Below are 18813 nucleotides of genomic sequence, written 5' to 3'. Positions count from 1 at the left end.
AGATAGTATGCAGCAAATTAGTAGTTTTAATGATCACCAATCAGGAAGTTTATACTTAGTTCCAACCCCAATTGGAAATTTAGATGATATGACTTTCCGTGCAATTAAAACCTTAAAAGAAGTGGATCTGATTGCTGCTGAAGATACGCGTCATACTCAGCAACTATTAAACCATTTTGATATACCAACCCGGCAAATTAGTTTTCATGAACATAATACTGAACAACGTGTTCCAGAATTGATTGAGAAATTAAAAGCCGGTTATTCAATTGCCCAGTGTAGTGATGCAGGGATGCCTTCAATTTCTGACCCCGGTAAGGAATTGGTAGCGGCAGCAGTTAGAGAAGGACTGCCAGTAATTCCGCTTCCGGGAGCTAATGCTGGATTGACGGCTCTTATTGCTTCGGGGTTAGTTCCCCAGCCGTTTTATTTCTTCGGCTTTTTAGAGCGTAAACATCAGCAACAAATCGCGGCGTTGGAGCAATTAAAAGAGCATCAAGAAACGATGATCTTTTATGAGGCGCCGCACCGCTTAAAAAAGACTTTAGCTACGATGATGGAAGTTTTTGGTGATGAACGGCAGGTTGTTTTAGCACGGGAAGTCACTAAACGCTATGAAGAGTTTACTCGGGGAACGCTTGCTGAAGTAACTACCTGGTTTGAAGATCACCAACCACGAGGAGAATTCGTTATTCTAGTAGCAGGAAACGAACACCCCGCGGAAAAGAAGAATGATGACATTGAATTGCCTTTAACAGAGCAAGTTGACAAGGAAATCTTAAATGGTCTTTCCACTAATGCCGCAATTAAGCTGGTGGCAAAGAAAAATAATATAAAACGCCAGGAATTATATAAACAATATCATCAACTGTAGGAGAAAGATATGGAATTAAAGCAAGAAGCACAGATATTCGAAATGCCACACTTACTAACATATTATGAGTGTGACGAAACAAGTCACCCAAGCTTGAGTATGATATTAAGTATGATTTCCATGGTATCTGATGAGCATAGTATGTCTTTAGGGATGGGAACCAGAGAAATACAAGCTACTGGTGGTACGTGGGTAGTAAGCGGATATGAAGGACAGCTTTCCGCCAAGCAGCCTTCTTTTGGTGAAACAGTTACTTTGGGAACAAAAGCTGTTTCCTATAACCGTTTTTTTGCTGTTCGTGATTTTTGGATAACGGATAAAGACCATCAGATTGAATATGCACGAATTAGGTCGATTTTTGTGTTTATGAATCTAAAGACACGGCGAATGCAATCAATTCCATTAACTTTAATTGAACCGTTTAAGGCACCTGTTGCTAAAAGGATCCCTCGTCTAAAGCGACCTCAAAAATTGGATGGAAATGCTCTAGTAATAACGAAAAATTATCAAGTTCGTTATTTTGATCTGGATGCTAATCACCATGTTAATAATGCTCGTTACTTTGATTGGCTTCTTGATCCGCTTGGGCGTGATTTTTTACATAAAAATCAGATAAAGAGATTTAATTTGCAGTATCTTCAAGAAGTACGCAACGGGGAAATTGTCGAAAGTAAAGTTAATAAGTTCCAAACAAATGATGAAAAGGTAACTTACCATCAGATTGGTGTTGGTGAGCAGATTGATGCAATTGCTGAGATAGGATGGTATTAAAAATTAATCAATGAATAATAGTGACTGGTTTCGAGGCAGAAAATCAGTTGCTATTTTATTTTAGTCCTAAATATAGACGAAAAGATCTTAAATGGTTTAATGTAGAGACATTGAAAGGAAGATGGTATTCTATGAATAGTAGTAATTATGAGGAGTGAGTTGACGTGAAAAGATCTTTAACGGCGATTATTTACCTCGAACCTGATCAGGTTAATTTACGGATCATTGAGATACCCACTTTAAAAGTGATAAACAATGTTCGATCGGGTCTTCTAAATATCGGAAACGCTAAAGTCGCTAATTATTCAGAAAATATGACTACAATTGTTAATAATATTGAAGGATTTAAGCAAATTATCAATGATTATCAAGCAACCTCCGTTAAGTTTTATGGCGATTTAGAAGACCTCGACCCCGTCGCAACCCGGTATGTGGCTGACCAGTTAGAAGTTCGGACAGGATTACAAATTGAATGGCTAAACAATAACCAGCTAATGGCACAGTCGATGAGTTACCTTTTAACCTTGCTACCAGATTTTGAAAAACTTAGTAAACACAATATGTATCTTCTAAGCATCGGTCTTAGCTCAACTACCTTGGCTTATTTCCACCATGGAAGCTTCGAACGTGCATGGGATATTGATCTTGGTAATGCAAAAATTAGTCAGTTGGTGAGCCGGCTTCGCAAAACTGCCACTAATCCAACTGAAATTATTCAAGATTACATTAGTAGTAAATTAGAGTACTTAACACCAGAATTGACCAAGAAAAAGCATACAGTAATGATGGTGCAAAATGCCCTCTCACTCAATAAATTATTTTTGCCAAATGATCAACAGATCGCTGAAGTGCCGCTGTACAAATTTCATGATGATTACCAAAAAATTTTATCGCCAGTGAAAGATGGCTTGATGAAAAATATGCAAATTGATGATCAGCAGTTTGAATTATTATTGCCAAATTATTTGGTAACAGCGCGAACAGTTCGCTTAATTCAACCAGCTGGCCTTTATGTAACTGATATTTCGACAATGGATGGGATTTCCCATGGAATTGGGGTTAATAATCTTAAAACGAGGCGGCAAATTAATGAAATGATCAGAACAGCTGCCGACAATATTTCTTCACGATATGGTGTTGATTCAGCGCACCGGGATTTTGTAACACGCTTTTCACTCCAACTTTTTGATCAATTACGCCCAATTCATCGTCTTGCTCAACATGAACGATTGTTATTAGAAATTGCTAGTAGAATTGATGATATTGGTAATTTTATTAATCAACGGGGGCACTATCGCCACTCTGCTTACATTATGGAGGCTAATCCCTTAATTGGCCTTTCAGATAAAGATAATCGGATTATTGCTGAAGTAGCAAGATATCATAGTGCAGAGTCTCCAGATATTAGTCAGGCTCATTACCGTCACCTTGATGATGAGATCCAAATGCCGGTAGCAAAATTAGCGGCTATTTTGCGATTGGTGGATGCATTAGATGATTCGCGGCTGCAAAAAATTTCAAGTATTAAATTGAAGCTGGTAGGAGATAGCCGCTTAATCATTAAAGCAACAGCTAATGACGACCTTGTTCTTGAAAAGTGGTCTTTTAGTAAAAAATCGCAACTATTTAAGGATGTATACGGAATTGAACCGGTCTTAACCGAGAGGAGCGATCAGTAAGATGTATAAGGAGTTTTATAAGCCGCAGAATTATGTTAATCGAGAATTGAGTTGGATTGACTTTAATGGACGAGTACTGGGAGAGGCAACTGATACTGCTAATCCTTTGTTAGAACGTGCTAACTTCTTGGGAATTACTCAAAGCAATGTTGATGAATTCTTTATGGTGCGCGTTGCATCGCTTCATAAGCTTGCTGCAGCCAACGTTACTACTACTGATGCATCTGGTCTAACTCCAGAAGAGCAGTTGGATGCAGTAAATGAAAAAGAACACCGGATGGTTAAACAACGGTATGAAGTTTACAAACAGCAAATCATCCCGGACCTTGCAAAAAATAATATTCATATTCTCCATGTTCCCAAGCTTGGCGAGAAGCAATATGAATTTATTCGTCGGTACTTTAATGATGAGTTGATGCCAGTTTTGACTCCCATGGCAGATGATGCCTCACGTCCTTTTCCTTTTATCTCCAATAATTCTTTAAATATTGCTGTTCAGTTGCGGCGTCAAATGGGTTCAACAAGTGAACCAGTTGCCGAGGAAATTCTAGAAGGAGATCAAGAGGTACATCGTCCGCAAATAGAACCACATGATGATCGTCAAGAAGCGGATATCAAATTTGCAACGGTCCGTGTTCCAGAAATTTATAAGCGGTTAGTTCGGTTACCAGGAGAAAATAGCTTCATTTTGATTGATGAAATCATTACTGAGTTTCTGAGCGCGCTTTTTCCAGGATACGAGATCTTAGCTACAGCGTCATATCGAGTTATGCGGGATATGGACTTAGATGTAGCTGAAGAAGATACGTCTGATTTGCTCCGGGCAGTCAAACGGCAATTGCGGGAACGAGAGCATGGACAGGTGATGCGCCTAGAAGTTCCTGCTTCAATCGATGAATGGTTAAAGGATCAGTTAATTGATAATCTGCATGTAAGTGAACGGTCACTGTATGAAGTAGACGGTCCCGTCGATTTAACTTTCTTGAAAAAATTATCGGGGATGGTTAATGGTCATGATGACTTGCGCTATCCATCGTATAAGCCTTACCTTAACCCAGCGTTAGATATGGACCATAATATTTTTTCTTCAATTCGTCAAAAGGACTACTTAATGCAGCATCCTTACGATAATTTTCAAGCCGTGGTTAACTTTATTCATCAAGCAGCCATTGACCCAGATGTTTTAGCAATTAAGATGACTCTTTATCGGGTCTCTGGTAATTCACCGATTATTAAGTACCTTGGAATGGCAGCTCAACAGGGTAAGCAAGTAACAGTTTTAGTTGAAGTTAAAGCGCGGTTTGATGAACAAAATAACGTTCGATGGGCACAACGTCTTGAACAAATGGGTTGCCACGTTATTTATGGTTTAGTTGGTCTTAAAACGCACTGTAAAGTTGCTTTGGTTATCCGTCGTGATGAAGATGGGCTTCGGCGTTATATGCACTTAGGAACTGGTAACTATAATGATGTAACAGCTCATTTTTATACCGATATGGGATTATTTACTTGTGACCATGAGCTGGGTATCGATATGACGAACCTGTTTAATATGCTGTCAGGATTTGCTCGACCAGCTTATTTCAATGAATTACGGGTATCTCCTGATGGGATCCGGACATTTATTAATGCCAAAATTGATGAGCAGATTGAAAATGCCAAAAATGGTAATCCAGCGTTAATTCGGATGAAGATGAATTCCTTATCGGACAAGCAAATTATTGCTCGCCTATACGCTGCTGCTGCTAGTGGAGTTAAGGTTGAGTTATTAATTCGGGGCATTACCTGTTTAAGGAACGATCTGCCAGAACTGCATGGGAATATTGAGGTTCATTCTATTATTGGACGTTTCCTTGAGCACTCCCGGATCTACTACTTTAAGAGTAATGGACATGAGGAAGTTTATCTTGCAAGTGCCGATATGATGACTAGAAATCTTAATCGGCGGGTTGAAGAATTGTATCCCGTTACCCAACCAGACACAAAAGCTCATGCAATTCACATTTTTGATGTTATGTGGAAAGATAATGTCAAGGCTCGACGGTTGGTAGGAGATCATTATGAACGGATTGATCGTGGGGATGCCGCACCATTCAGCTCACAAGAATACTTTGTCAAACAAGCAATGAAATTGAATGCGCGTGAGAAAAAGGAGAAAAAAGCAAAGAAACATTTCTCTTCTGTTTTTGAAACTTTAACTCGCCATGTTCCCAACCTTCATTTAGATGAGCGAAAGGATGAGTAATTTATGAGCAATGAGCAGTACCTTGCAATTCTTGATCTAGGTTCGAATTCAGTTCGGCTTAAAATAACAAAAATTCAAGATAACGGGAGCTTTGAAACGGTTCAATACGAAAAAAGATATGTTCGCCTCGCTTCTAATATGGGGCCCGAAAAAATGCTGAAGTCAGCTCCTATAAAGCGGACTATTGATGCCTTAAAAGAATTTAGGACAATTTGTGATCGATATCGGAATAAGAAACTGACAATTATTGCGGTGGCGACTGCTGCAGTTCGTCAAGCACAAAATCAACTGCAATTTCTTGAAAAGGTTCAGCGAGAAACTGGTTTTGAAATTCATGTAATTAGTGGGGAACGAGAAGCATATCTTGACTATGTTGGTGTTAACCAGACTCTTCCAATTGATAAGGGAATAATTGTTGATACTGGAGGAGCAAGTATGGAATTAATCTCGGTGAATAATGGTGAGGCAGAAGAAGTGATTAGTATTCCGATCGGTTCAGTTAGCATTTCGCAAACCTACCACCTTGAAGATCAAATTAATCCAGCTGATTTATTTGATGCCATGATTAAAATTGATGAAGTTCTTTCTCAACAATTATGGCTGAATCGAATGCGAGGAACAAAAATTGTGGCACTTGGGGGATGTAACCGTGCATTAGCAAAGGTATATCGGTGGCAACAAGCTCTTAATCCTGATGAGATCAGACCAGTTCATGGACTAACGATGCGTTCAGAAGAAGCCTTTTTGATTATGCGTCAACTATTAGATGTAGATCGCCAGACGCGGGCAGGGATCCGTGGAATTACGAAGGTGCGAGCAGATGTAATTGTTGGAGGGCTTCTTCCTCTCATCTCTCTTGTCCGGCAATTATCAATTAATGAGATTTGCTTTAGCAATAGTGGATTAAGAGAAGGATTATTATTTAAGTACCTTGAACAGCAAATTAATTTTGATCAATTGAAATCTTCGCTATAAAATTATTTGCTAAAATTTTTACTTATTTTTACTAAATTTTACTGATTAGAAACAGTAAAATTGTGCTACAATCACTATGAAAGCTTTAGTTGGATCAAGGAGGAAACAAGATGTCAATTTTAGTTGCTGGTGGTGCCGGATATATCGGTTCCCATATGGTAAAAGATCTTATTGAAAATGGTGAAGATGTAGTAGTTGCTGATAACTTATCAACGGGTCACCGGGATGCGATTAATCCCAAGGCTAAGTTTTACGAAGGCGATATTCGTGATCGTCAATTCTTAGATAAGATTTTTGACAATGAAGATATTACTGCAGTTGTTCACTTTGCTGCTTTCTCAATTGTCCCTGAATCAATGAGTAAGCCATTGAAGTACTTTGATAACAATACTGGTGGAATGATTACTTTGCTTGAAGCAATGCATGATCATGATATTAAGTATATTGTCTTCAGTTCAACCGCTGCTACTTATGGGGTTCCAGAACACATGCCAATTAAGGAAACGGACCCACAAAAGCCAATTAACCCATATGGCTTGAGTAAGTTAATGATGGAAGAAATGATGTCTTGGGCTGATAAAGCTTACGGTATTAAGTTTGTTGCCCTTCGTTACTTTAATGTTGCCGGGGCTGCTCCTGATGGTACGATCGGTGAAGATCACGGTCCAGAAACGCACTTAGTTCCAATTATTCTTCAGGTTGCACAAGGAAAACGGGATGAATTGAGTATCTTTGGGGATGACTACAACACACCAGATGGTACCAATGTTCGTGACTATGTCCATGTTATGGATTTAGCAGATGCTCATATTCTTGCTATTAAGTACCTTCAAGAAGGTAACAAGAGTAATGCCTTTAACCTTGGTTCATCCACTGGCTTCTCTAACAAGCAAATGCTAGAAGCAGCCCGTGAAGTTACGGGTAAACCTATTCCAGCTAAAATGGCACCACGCCGTCCAGGAGATCCAGATTCATTAGTTGCTGCTAGTGATAAGGCGCGTAATATTCTTGGATGGAGTCCTAAGTATGATGATGTTCACGACATTATTGCAACTGCTTGGAAGTGGCATTCAACTCATCCAAAGGGTTATGATGATCGCGACTAATAATCGGTTTTAAAATAACAAACAGGCTCTCAGTAAAACTTTTGCTAGGGCCTGTTTTGTCGTAAATAAACAAAAGAAATTAAAAGGGAAGTCAAAGCTGATCCAGTGTGATAAGATGTAAGATGATTGAAAGGATTGATAAAAGATGAAGATTCTAGCCATCGATACATCCAACCACCCAATGAGCGTAGCGTTGGTTGAAGATGAGCAATTGTTGGCAACAACGACCCTTAATATGGTTCGCAATCATAGTATTTATTTAATGCCGGCAATTAGTAAGTTATTTGAGTTAGTTCAGTGGCAGCCAACAGATATTGATCGGGTAGTGGTTGCACAGGGACCAGGATCTTATACGGGAGTACGAATTGCAGTTACAACAGCTAAAGTATTGGCTGATACAGAAAAGGTTGATTTAGTTGGAGTATCAAGTTTAGCAGTATTAGCACGTAATGTAGTTCCAACATCATCAGCAATTATTGTTCCTTTCTTTGATGCACGACGAGGAAATGTATTTGCTGGTGCTTACCAGTGGGAAAATGGCGAATTAGTAAATAAAATAGAAGATCAACATCTAGGGATTGATGTTTTGCTGGAACAACTTGCAAAATTAGATCAACAAGTTGTTTTAGTGGGTCATATGACTGATAAAATTCAAGCCAAATATGATCAATTACCAGCTAATGTGACCCTTTTACCACGACCTTATAGCATTCCGTCAACCTATCAATTAGCTCTTGCAGGTAAAACAGAGGAACCGGTTAAAGAGATTGATACTTTTGTCCCACATTATTTACGGATTACTGAAGCAGAGGCTAATTGGCAAAAACTTCATCCTGGAGAAAAAAGAAAGAATTATGTTCGAGAAGTTTAAAGAATGGTTTGTTAATACAACTAATCCTGCTAAACGACCGACCCTTGATTTTCCGCGACGAATAGTAATGATATCCGGACATCAATATGTGGTCCGGATAGCAAAAGAGCAAGATATTCAAACTTTAGTCGAAATTGAAGAAAGAATCTACGGAAAAGCACCATGGAGTTATGCTGCTTTTCGCATTGAACTACAACGGCCGTGTGATCGACTATATTTAGTTATTGAGGATGATCAGCAGATTGTTGGCTTTATGGGAACAGCCATTGATTGGTATCATTATGATTTGCATATTACAAATATTGGCATTACACCAAGTTACCAAAATAAGGGGATTGGAACGTACCTTATTTCAACTGCCAAAAACTATGCTCGGCACTTAAAATTGCATTCGCTGAGTTTAGAAGTACGAGTACACAATGTATCAGCGCGGCGTTTATATGAAAGTTTAGGCTTTCGCAATCAGCATATTAAACCCCGTTATTACTTAGACAATCACGAAGATGCCGTTGATATGCAAGCAAACTTACTTAGGTAGAGGAGAAAATATTTTATTATGACAGAACGCACATTAACCTTAGCGTTTGAATCAAGCTGTGATGAAACAAGTGTTGCTGTAATTGAAAATGGAACTAAAATTCTTTCCAATATTGTTGCAACGCAAATTGATAGCCATCAGCGTTTTGGTGGAGTAGTACCAGAAGTAGCTAGTCGCCATCATATTGAACAAATTACTAAATGTACAAATGAAGCTTTAGCGCAAGCGGATGTAGACTATGATGACCTAGATGCTGTTGCAGTAACATACGGTCCAGGATTAGTCGGGTCATTATTAATTGGTGTAACAGCAGCGAAGGCTATTGCATGGGCCCATAATCTTCCGTTAGTGCCGGTAAACCACATGGCTGGTCATATCTATGCCGCACGCTATGTTGGAGAATTCAAATATCCACAAATGGCATTGTTGGTTTCTGGGGGACATACGGAATTAGTTTATATGCCATCTGAACATGAATACGAAATTATCGGTGAAACACGTGATGATGCTGCCGGTGAAGCCTATGATAAAATCGGTCGTGTATTAGGGGTCAATTACCCGGCAGGAAAAACGATTGACGAATGGGCGGCTAAGGGGAAAGATACTTTTAATTTTCCACGAGCAATGGAAAAAGAAGATAATTATGACTTTAGCTTTAGTGGGTTGAAGAGTGCTTTCATCAATACTGTTCATAACGCAGACCAACGTGGGGAAAAATTAGATAAATATGATCTTGCAGCCAGTTTCCAACAAAGTGTTATCGACGTGCTTGCTGAAAAAACAATGCGTGCATTGGATGATTACCCAGTAAAGCAACTGATTTTAGCTGGTGGGGTCGCTGCAAATCATGGTCTCCGTGCTCGTTTAGACCATGACATGAAGGAATTTCATCCTGATGTACCTATGCTGCAAGCACCGTTGAAATTATGTGGTGATAATGCTGCAATGATTGGGGCCGCTGGTTATGTTAACTACAAACATGGCGATCGAGCAGGTCTAGATTTGAATGCAGTACCAGGATTGATGTTTAATCGTATTCAGAATAAATAATTATCAACACAACTCCCATAAGCAATAATGGCCTCCAGCGTCCGGTTTTTTACCGAGCACTGGAGGCCATTATTATACTGTGTTGTATGGACTTAACCACAGCCCTTTTTGCGTTTTTTATGCTTCACCATTTGCTTTGTCAACGGCATCCATCACGGCGTAACGGAACCCATTTTTTTCCAGTGCTTCCACGCCCTTGATCGTCGTACCTGCTGGTGATGTTACTTGATCACGTAACAATGCCGGAGCAAGCTTGCTATCATAAGCAAGTGTTCCCGTACCCTTTACCATACTGGCGATGACTTCATAGGCGGTTTGGCGATCGAGGCCATGCTTAACAGCGGCATCGCTCATTGCGTCCATCATCACATCAACAAATGCAGGACCACAACCGCCGATAACACCAATTATATCTAGTTGTTGTTCTGGGACTTCGATGACATCGCCAAGACTATCTAAAACAGTCATTACTTTTGAAATTGATTCAGCGGAAATTCCGGTTGGTAAGGCAAGACCAATTGTACCAGCATTAACTTCAACTGGTGTGTTGGGAATAATATTAACAATTTCTTTATTAGGAAGAACTTTTGCTAAGGCTTCGTGAGTAATTCCAGCAGCGGCAGAGATAAAAATAGTGTGATCGTTAAGGACAGCTAATTCTTTAGCGACTGCGGTTGTAATAGGAGCAGGAGTAGTCAAAATTACGATATCGGGTGTAAGGTTAACCACTGCACTATTTGTATTAACGAGTTCAAACCTGAGTTTCTCAGCAAGACTAGTAACACGTGGATTAACAGGATTCATTGCACTGAGAGTAAAATTCTGCGTATGATTTAATCCTTTCATAATTGCGGTCCCCATATTTCCAACACCAATAATTGTAATTTTCATCTAAAAAACCTCCTAAATTATTTCCGGATTTGCCCATTACCGATAATTTCATACTTAAGTGTTGTTAATTGTTGTAACCCCATTGGTCCCCGGGCGTGAAGCTTTTGAGTACTGATACCAATTTCAGCGCCAAAGCCAAATTCTCCCCCATCAGTAAACCGGGTGGAGGCATTAACATAAACACAAGCAGAATTAATAGCTTGTTGGAAGTAACGTCCCCGAGTAATGTTGTTTGTAATAATTGATTCTGAATGATGAGTACTGTAGTGGTTAATATGGCTAATTGCATCATCAAGGGAATCAACAATTTTTACGGCCATAATTAAATCGTTGTATTCTGTCTCCCAGTCTTCCTCAGCAACGGGATGGATAGTTGATACTAGTTGGCAAGCCATTTCGTCACCGCGTAATTGGACTCCATGTTCCATTAAAGCTTTGGCGATAACAGGAAGAAATTCAGCGGCAATATCGCGGTGGATAAGTAATTTTTCAGCGGCATTGCATACAGAAGGTCGTTGTACTTTTGCATTCACAGTAATATTGGTTGCCATTGCTAAGTCGGCATCCTTATCAATATAAATGTGGCAATTACCTGCACCGGTTTCGATAACTGGGACCGTAGCTGTTGTTACAACCCGCTGAATAAGAGCACGGCCGCCTCGTGGAATCAAGACATCAATGTAATCAGTAAGATTCATCATTTCATCAGCAATTGCATGACTAGTATCGGTAATAAGCTGGACAGCATCGACCGGTAAATTTTGACTTTGCAACGATTCGCGAAGAATTTTTACTAAGGCAGTATTAGTCTGGATAGCTTCTTTTCCACCCCGTAAAATAACTGCATTGCCACTCTTAAATGTGAGGCCGGTCGCGTCTACAGTTACGTTTGGCCGTGCTTCAAAGATAATGCCAATTACCCCTAATGGTACGCGTCGTTGAAGAATTTGCAACCCATCCTTAGTAATCCATCCCTTATCGATTTGGGAAGTGGGATCGCTCAAGTCGGCGATTTTCCGGAGACCATTAGCCATGTCCTCAATGCGTTCGGAATTGACCATTAACCGATCCGTAAATTTAGTTGGCATCTGGGTAGCAGCGGCCAAATCTTGTTGGTTTGCAGCGATAATTTGGTTTTTGTTTTTGATTAAATCATTTGCCAATTGAAGCAGTGTCTTATTTTTGGTGGCAGTATTCATTAAAGCTAGTTTGCTGGCAGCAATTTGAGCTCTTTGTCCAATTGCAATTAAATCTTGGTTCATTATCATCACTCCTATTTTCCAAAATGAGTACCAATAGTATGACCATCAAAAATATCAAAAAGAATTTTAGGATCACGACCATTGCATAAAATCATTTGTTTGCCTGCTTGCATCATTGTGGCAGCTGCCCGTAATTTAGTTACCATTCCGCCTGTTCCAAACCTAGTACTGCTACCGCTTGCGGCGTTCTCTATTTCTGGCGTTAGGACTGGCACTTCTTTAATTATTTGCGCCTCAGGAAATTTATGCGGGTCTTTGTCGTAAAGGGCATCGATATCCGAAAGAATAATTAGTTCGTCAGCATCAATGGCAATAGCGACCTGGGAAGAGAGTTCATCATTATCACTGAAGGTAGTGTAATGGTCAAGCTCATCAACTGACACGGGGTCGTTTTCATTAACGATCGGAATCACATTTTGCTGAAGTAAAGTATTAATTGTATTAAGCGTATGTTGGCGACTAATAGGATAAGTGAGCACATCGCGGGTAAGGAGAAGCTGAGCGACGTGCGTTTGATAGTCTAAAAAGCGTTGCGAATAAATCCGCATTAAAGCAGCCTGACCAATAGATGCTAGAGCTTGCTGCTGTTCTATTTCGGCGGGGCGATCCGTTAATCCTAAACTCGCGAGTCCAACGCCAATGGCTCCCGAAGAAACAAGAATAAGCTGATATCCCTGATTATTTAATGTAGCGAGAACAAATGAGAGTTGGTCGATTGTTCGCAAATTAATTTTTCCATTGGGGAGCACAAGGCTACTCGTCCCAATCTTAACAACTACTTTTTGTATTTTATGAGTCATAGGGAATCCTTTCAGAAAACAAAAAGCGCCCTTAACCGAGACACCAATTATGGCGGTACCATTCTCGTTTAAAGACGCGCTTTACACTTTTAAATTATTTTATTATTAGAATATATTAAAGTTGTAGCAGGGCTTCGGTACTGGCGATAGCTTGCAGTCGATGGCTATCGTTCCTGGACTGACCTACTTTTATCTACAATTAAAATTTTAATTGGAAGACTAAGCTTTTGTCAAGACTAATTATTTTTGAGATTTAATTAAAAATATTGACAAATGATTAGAAATAAATTAGAATGCGAACAACAATTAAATATTAGTCGTTTAAGAAGAGTAAAAGCAATGTAGTATTAAGAGAGTTTTCGGGTGGTGGAAGAAAATTACAAATTGCTTTGAAGATGGTCTTAAAAAAAATACAACAAGCGTGAGGGAAAACTAAGCACTTGTCGGTTGATATCCGTTATCAAGTATCGAAGTTTATGATGAACTTCCTGAGGCTATCCATGTGAGTGGATAGTAAATTAAGGTGGCACCGCGAAAATACTCGTCCTTATTAAGTTAAGGATGGGTATTTTTTTATGGAGGTGAAAGTGATGAGACGCAAAATTGCATTAGCTCAACTTGATATTCAATTAGGAAATCTTGTCGAAAATTATCAAAAAGCTAAACAAGCAATTGAAGAAGCTGCTAATAACCATGCAGACATCGTTGTTTTACCAGAGATGTGGAATACTGGTTATGCTTTAGGCCAATTATCGGTACTAGCAGACGAAAATGGTCAAAAGACGCAACAATTCCTTAGTAAGTTAGCGCTAGAAAATCAAATTAACATTGTCGGTGGTTCAGTAGCGGTGAGACGTGGACAATCTTTTTTTAATACAACTTATGTCTGTGATCAAAAGGGAAATCTAATTAGTAGTTACGATAAAGTGCATTTATTTGGACTCATGAATGAAGATCAATATTTAGAAGCTGGGCAAAAAGAAAATCATTTTAAATTAGCTGAGATTCCTAGTGCAAGTTTTATTTGTTATGATTTGCGTTTCCCTGAATGGATTAGAACAGTTGCTCGTTATGGAACTGATATCTTATATTTTCCGGCAGAATGGCCAAGTAAACGGATCAAGCAGTGGAAAATAATGCTACAGTCGCGGGCAATAGAAAATCAAGCCTTTGTGGTCGCAGTCAATCGTGTTGGGACGGATTTAGAGAATAGTTTTAATGGCCATTCATTAGTAATTAATCCACTTGGACAGGTTATCCATGATGCAGGCGAAATTGAACAAGTAAGTTATGCAGAAATTGACCTAGCACAGTTAGCGCAGGTTCGAGGGCCAATTCCGGTGTTTAAGGATCGTCGCCCAAATCTTTATCACTAAAAAGGGGATGGAAAAGATGAATTTTGAACAATCTAAATTATTAGACACTTTACCGAAACAATTTTTTGCCAATTTGGTCGCCAAGGTTAATGAAAAAATAAGTGAAGGGGTCGATGTTATCAACCTCGGCCAAGGAAATCCTGATAAGCCAACGCCAGATTATGTTGTTAAGAGTGCACAAAAATGGGTAACAGATCCGCAAACTCATAAGTATTCGCCATTTCGGGGCTTACCAGCGTTTAAGGAAGCGGCAGCAAAATTTTATTCTGAAAAATATGGAGCTGATTTTGATCCAGAAAAAGAAGTCGCCATTTTGGGTGGTTCCAAGATTGGGCTTGTAGAATTGCCATGGGCATTGATGAATCCCGGCGACACTTTTCTGCTTCCTGATCCAGGCTATCCAGATTACTTATCAGGAGCAGCATTGGGAGAAGTTAATTTTGAAACAGTACCATTATTAGCAGAAAATAATTTCTTACCAGATTTAGAGGCAATTCCTGAAGAGGTGGCTCAACGTGCTAAATTCTTCTATCTTAACTATCCTAATAATCCAACGGGGGCTGTAGCTACTCCCGAGTTTTATCGAGAACTCGTTGCGTGGGCCAAGAAGTATCACGTGGGTATTATTAGTGATTTTGCCTATGGCGCAATTGGCTTTGATGGTCAAGCGCCAGTTAGTTTTATGGAAACACCAGGCGCTAAAGATGTGGGAATTGAATTTTATACCTTTTCTAAGACGTTCAATATGGCAGGCTGGCGAATCGCATTTGCAGTTGGTAATGCAGATATTATTGAAGCCTTAAACTTAATTCAAGACCATTTATTTGTTAGCCTTTTTCCCGCCTTACAGGAAGCTGCTATTGATGCCTTGACGCTACCACAGCGTGATGAGGCAATTACAGAAATCGTTGGTCGTTATGAAGAAAGACGGAATGCCTTTATTAATGCGGCGGAAAAAATTGGCTGGCATGCCATTGCTCCCCAGGGTACCTTTTATGCTTGGATGCCGGTTCCAAAGGGTTATACCAGTGAAAGCTTTGCAGACTTATTATTGGACAAAGCTGGCGTGGCAGTAGCACCCGGCAATGGCTTTGGCAAACATGGTGAAGGTTATGTGCGGATTGGCCTTTTGATTGAACCAGCACGATTAACGGAAGCCGTTAAGCGGATTGCTAAACTGAATTTATTTAATTAAGGAGGAAAAGATTATGGCTTTGAAATATACGGTTTTAGGTGCAGGGGCAATGGGACTACGATTTGGCGTATTGCTTCAAGAACTGGCTGGCGCTAAGGTTGATTTTGTTGATAACTGGGCTCCCCAAGTTGAAACTATTAAACAACAGGGTGGGGTTTACGTTTCTCGGGACCATGAAAATCGTCACCTTGTCCCGATTAATATTTATTCACCAGAAGAATATGATGGTGATCCAGATGTGTTTATCGTTTTTGCTAAGCAGATGACGCTCAGTGATTTGTTACAACGCAGTGCTCATTTCTTCCATCCTGACCATCAATATGTCTTTTCGGGAATGAATGGCATGGGACATATTGAAAAAATTAACCACTATTTTCCTAAAGAACATGTCGTAGCCGGTACTTGTTTAATCGGGACGGTTCTTAATAAGGCGGGGGATGTGGACTTTATTGGTAAACCTGGTGCTGGTTCGATCAACCTAGCTCCCCAAGTCGGCGAACCAGATGAGCGGGTAAAACAAATTGTTGAGGACTTTACCACGGCGAATATTAATCCCCATCTTAATGATAATTTTTATGGGACCCTCCTAACAAAAGTAGTCTTCAATTCTGTTATTAATACGATCTGCACGCTTTTTGAGATTCAAATGGGGCAATTTATTGATTATGATGGTGCAGAAAAGCTTGGTAAGCAGCTAATTAATGAAGCATTCGATGTTGCAGAACGGGCTGGCATCCAGCTCTTAAGTACCCGTGAAGAGGAGTGGCAAACAATAAAGTATGTCAGTGAAGTTACCAATCCGCTTCATTACCCATCAATGTACCAAGATATGAGTAAAAATCGACCAACAGAAGTCGATTACATTAATGGGTACATTTATGACCTAGGTAAGAAGTATAACTATGAGGCATCAACTCATGACTTTTTACGTAATTTGGTTCATCTGGCAGAGAATACGCGTAAATTTCGACAAAACTAAAAGAAGAAGCGGAAAGGTCCGCTTCTTCTTTTAGTTTTCTTGATCAAATTCTTCCAGTTTTTCTGCTGCTTCTGTCCATGCAAGTTCAACTTCTTCAGATTTAGCTGACAGTTCATCAAGTTTTTTCTGGAGATCGGTTAATTTTCCAATATCCGTAGCAATCTCTGGCTGGCTCATTTGTTCTTGAATTGCAGTTTGCTTTTTTTCTAATTCTGCCATCTGTTGTTCAAGCTCATCAACTTGTCGCTGGATTTTGCGCCGAGCACGCTGCTGTTCTTTGCTTTGCTGATAAGATTGCTTGCCAGCTGGTGCTTTAGCAGTATTGTTGGGATTAGGTGAAGTGGTTTCAGGTGAACTTTCTTTTTCCTTAGCAATTAGGTAGTCATCATAATTGCCTTCGTAATGTTTAATTCCATCATGTTCCATTGCTAAGATATCGGTTGCAACCTGATTAATAAAGTAACGGTCGTGAGAAATAAAGAGAACAGTTCCGCTAAATTCGTTAATTGCATTTTCAAGAACTTCGCGACTATCAATATCTAAGTGGTTAGTAGGTTCATCAAGGATAAGAAAATTAATCGGTTTAAATGAGAGTTTAGTTAACTCCAATCGTGCCTTTTCACCACCAGATAGGTCATGAACGACTTTATAAACATCATCACCAACGAATAAGAAACTACCTAATAATGAACGAATATCTTTTTCAGGTACTTCTGGATGGTCATCCCATACTTCTTCTAAAACTGTTTTATTTGGATGTAATTGTTGCTGTTCCTGGTCGTAGTAACCGATATCGAGGTTAGCACCGAGTTTAATTGTTCCACTAATTAACGGAATTTTATGGAGAATAGATTTAAGTAAAGTTGACTTTCCGATTCCATTTGGTCCGATAATCCCAACGCGCTGTGGCTTGCGGACATTAAATGAAAGCGGCCCAGCAAGGATCTGTTCATCGTAGCCAACTTTTGCCTGCTCTACATCAAGAACTTCATTTCCACTATCTTTTTCAGAATGGAATTGGAAATGAATTGATTTATCATCAGTTTCTGGACGCTCAAGCCGCTCCATTTTTTCTAATTGCTTTCGTCGCGCCTGAGCACGTTTAGTTGTTGAAGCGCGAACAATATTTCGATTAACAAAGTCTTCTAACTTGGCAATCTTTTTTTGTTGTTGGTCATAGTGTTTCCACTCTGCTTGTAATCGTTCTTGCTTGTGTTTAACAAATTGCGTGTAGTTACCAGTATAGTGGGTGAGCGTTTTATTATCGAGATCATAAACATCGCTGACAACCCGATCTAAGAAGTAACGGTCGTGAGAGACGATAAGCAATGCGCCTTGATAACTTTTAAGATAATCTTCTAACCATGAAAGAACGTTCATGTCAAGGTGGTTAGTCGGTTCATCTAGAATCAAAAGTCCAGGTGCTTGCAGAAGAATCTTTGCTAAGGCGAGTTTAGTTTTTTGCCCTCCTGAAAGGGAATTAATTGGCGTATCATAACTATCTTCGCCAAAGCCAAATCCATGTAAAATTCCCCGCATCCGTGATTCGTATTCAAAACCACCCTGCTTTTTAAAGGCAGTTTGTAAATTATCGTATGTTGAAAGAATTTGTTGATAATTACTAGCGGCACTGTCGAGGTCGGCTAGTTGCTGTTCAAGATCATGAATTTGTGTTTCCAGTTTGTGGAGAGGAGCAAAAACGGTATCTAATTCAGTCCAAATGCTATTTTGACTATCGAGTCCTTGATTCTGAGCCAAATAACCAATTGTCAAATCTTTAACCTTCGTAATTGTTCCTTCATCTGGTTCGGTGATTCCAGCGATCATTTTTAACAAGGTCGTCTTACCAGCACCGTTACGCCCAACAAGCGCAGTACGGCCATGCTCTTGGATTTGCATGTTCATATTGTGAAATAAAACGTCCGCGCCAAATCGACGCACAACGTCATTTGTCTGTAAAAGTAACATATTGAAACCTCATTTAATTCGTTATTTAATATGGTTTTATTTTAGCAGATTTTTAATTTTAAATAAAAAGTTGAAAATATTTTTGTATTTTAGTTCACAAAAAAGGGTTTAATTGCTAGAATATACTCAGACTTAAATTTCACAAAGTAAAGATTAGTAACATTATCCTTATCAAAAACTTAGTAATTAGTTGGCAAACTAGGTTGAGAAGGGCTTATTTTAGGAGGAACAAA

The 18813-nt window shown here is 39.4% G+C and carries 16 protein-coding genes and 1 other annotated feature; of the genes, 12 read left to right on the top strand and 4 right to left on the bottom strand.

Annotated elements, in window-relative coordinates:
• The first annotated feature begins 7 nt into the window (after positions 1 to 7).
• From rsmI to tsaD, 9 genes are all read left to right on the top strand, one after another.
• Entirely contained in the window at positions 8 to 874 is an 867-nt protein-coding gene (gene rsmI / locus LMB57_RS05000) for a 16S rRNA (cytidine(1402)-2'-O)-methyltransferase (protein WP_229271100.1), read from the top strand.
• 9 nt (positions 875 to 883) lie between these two features.
• Complete coding sequence (locus tag LMB57_RS04995) at positions 884 to 1645, top strand: acyl-[acyl-carrier-protein] thioesterase (protein WP_229271101.1); 762 nt, start codon at positions 884 to 886, stop codon at positions 1643 to 1645.
• Between the two features lie 164 nt (positions 1646 to 1809).
• Positions 1810 to 3324 carry an exopolyphosphatase gene (locus LMB57_RS04990; RefSeq protein WP_229271102.1) on the top strand — a complete coding sequence of 505 codons (1515 nt, stop codon included), beginning with the start codon at positions 1810 to 1812 and terminating at the stop codon, positions 3322 to 3324.
• A gap of 1 nt (position 3325) precedes the next feature.
• A complete protein-coding gene (locus tag LMB57_RS04985) occupies positions 3326 to 5569 on the top strand; it encodes an RNA degradosome polyphosphate kinase (RefSeq protein ID WP_229271103.1) in 2244 nt (747 codons plus the stop codon).
• A 3-nt stretch (positions 5570 to 5572) separates the two neighbouring features.
• Positions 5573 to 6544: a Ppx/GppA family phosphatase gene (locus LMB57_RS04980; RefSeq protein ID WP_229271104.1), complete on the top strand. Its 972-nt coding sequence runs from the start codon at positions 5573 to 5575 to the stop codon at positions 6542 to 6544.
• 110 nt (positions 6545 to 6654) lie between these two features.
• Positions 6655 to 7650 (top strand): UDP-glucose 4-epimerase GalE, encoded by a 996-nt coding sequence (gene galE, locus LMB57_RS04975; protein ID WP_229271105.1) that lies wholly within the window; start codon positions 6655 to 6657, stop codon positions 7648 to 7650.
• A 145-nt stretch (positions 7651 to 7795) separates the two neighbouring features.
• The gene (tsaB, locus tag LMB57_RS04970; RefSeq protein ID WP_229271106.1) at positions 7796 to 8521 is read left to right on the top strand and encodes a tRNA (adenosine(37)-N6)-threonylcarbamoyltransferase complex dimerization subunit type 1 TsaB; all 726 of its coding nucleotides are present in this window, start codon (positions 7796 to 7798) and stop codon (positions 8519 to 8521) included.
• Positions 8505 to 9059: a ribosomal protein S18-alanine N-acetyltransferase gene (rimI, locus tag LMB57_RS04965; RefSeq protein ID WP_229271107.1), complete on the top strand. Its 555-nt coding sequence runs from the start codon at positions 8505 to 8507 to the stop codon at positions 9057 to 9059. Before tsaB ends, rimI begins: the two co-directional genes overlap by 17 nt.
• An 18-nt stretch (positions 9060 to 9077) precedes the next feature.
• A complete protein-coding gene (tsaD, locus tag LMB57_RS04960; RefSeq protein ID WP_229271108.1) occupies positions 9078 to 10109 on the top strand; it encodes a tRNA (adenosine(37)-N6)-threonylcarbamoyltransferase complex transferase subunit TsaD in 1032 nt (343 codons plus the stop codon).
• Between the two features lie 117 nt (positions 10110 to 10226).
• Here tsaD and proC read toward each other — a convergent pair whose 3' ends face one another.
• Genes proC through proB form a run of 3 tightly spaced genes read right to left on the bottom strand, consistent with a single transcriptional unit; the run spans position 10227 to position 13062 of the window.
• Positions 10227 to 11000 (bottom strand): pyrroline-5-carboxylate reductase, encoded by a 774-nt coding sequence (proC, locus tag LMB57_RS04955; protein WP_229271109.1) that lies wholly within the window; start codon positions 10998 to 11000, stop codon positions 10227 to 10229.
• Positions 11001 to 11017: 17 nt separating this feature from the next.
• Positions 11018 to 12262, bottom strand: a complete 1245-nt coding sequence (locus LMB57_RS04950) for a glutamate-5-semialdehyde dehydrogenase (protein WP_229271110.1) — start codon at positions 12260 to 12262, stop codon at positions 11018 to 11020.
• Positions 12263 to 12273: 11 nt separating this feature from the next.
• Complete coding sequence (gene proB, locus LMB57_RS04945) at positions 12274 to 13062, bottom strand: glutamate 5-kinase (RefSeq protein ID WP_229271111.1); 789 nt, start codon at positions 13060 to 13062, stop codon at positions 12274 to 12276.
• A 307-nt stretch (positions 13063 to 13369) separates the two neighbouring features.
• Positions 13370 to 13614 (top strand) — a binding site (T-box leader).
• A gap of 38 nt (positions 13615 to 13652) precedes the next feature.
• On the opposite strand from proB, the gene LMB57_RS04940 reads away from it, so the two are divergent.
• The 3 genes from LMB57_RS04940 to LMB57_RS04930 are packed head-to-tail and all read left to right on the top strand — an operon-like array spanning position 13653 to position 16612.
• Positions 13653 to 14438 carry a carbon-nitrogen family hydrolase gene (locus LMB57_RS04940; protein WP_229271112.1) on the top strand — a complete coding sequence of 262 codons (786 nt, stop codon included), beginning with the start codon at positions 13653 to 13655 and terminating at the stop codon, positions 14436 to 14438.
• A gap of 16 nt (positions 14439 to 14454) precedes the next feature.
• Positions 14455 to 15633 (top strand): pyridoxal phosphate-dependent aminotransferase, encoded by a 1179-nt coding sequence (locus LMB57_RS04935; protein ID WP_229271113.1) that lies wholly within the window; start codon positions 14455 to 14457, stop codon positions 15631 to 15633.
• A gap of 13 nt (positions 15634 to 15646) precedes the next feature.
• Complete coding sequence (locus LMB57_RS04930; RefSeq protein ID WP_229271114.1) at positions 15647 to 16612, top strand: ketopantoate reductase family protein; 966 nt, start codon at positions 15647 to 15649, stop codon at positions 16610 to 16612.
• Between the two features lie 30 nt (positions 16613 to 16642).
• On the opposite strand, the gene LMB57_RS04925 is transcribed toward LMB57_RS04930, so the two are convergent.
• A complete protein-coding gene (locus LMB57_RS04925) occupies positions 16643 to 18580 on the bottom strand; it encodes an ABC-F family ATP-binding cassette domain-containing protein (RefSeq protein WP_229271115.1) in 1938 nt (645 codons plus the stop codon).
• Positions 18581 to 18813 lie beyond the last annotated feature (233 nt).

The sequence above is a fragment of the Limosilactobacillus secundus genome (assembly GCF_020784695.1).
GTDB lineage: Bacteria > Bacillota > Bacilli > Lactobacillales > Lactobacillaceae > Limosilactobacillus > Limosilactobacillus reuteri_F.
The sequence above is the reverse complement of the archived record's forward strand: the minus strand, read 5'-3'. Positions and strand labels throughout refer to the sequence as shown.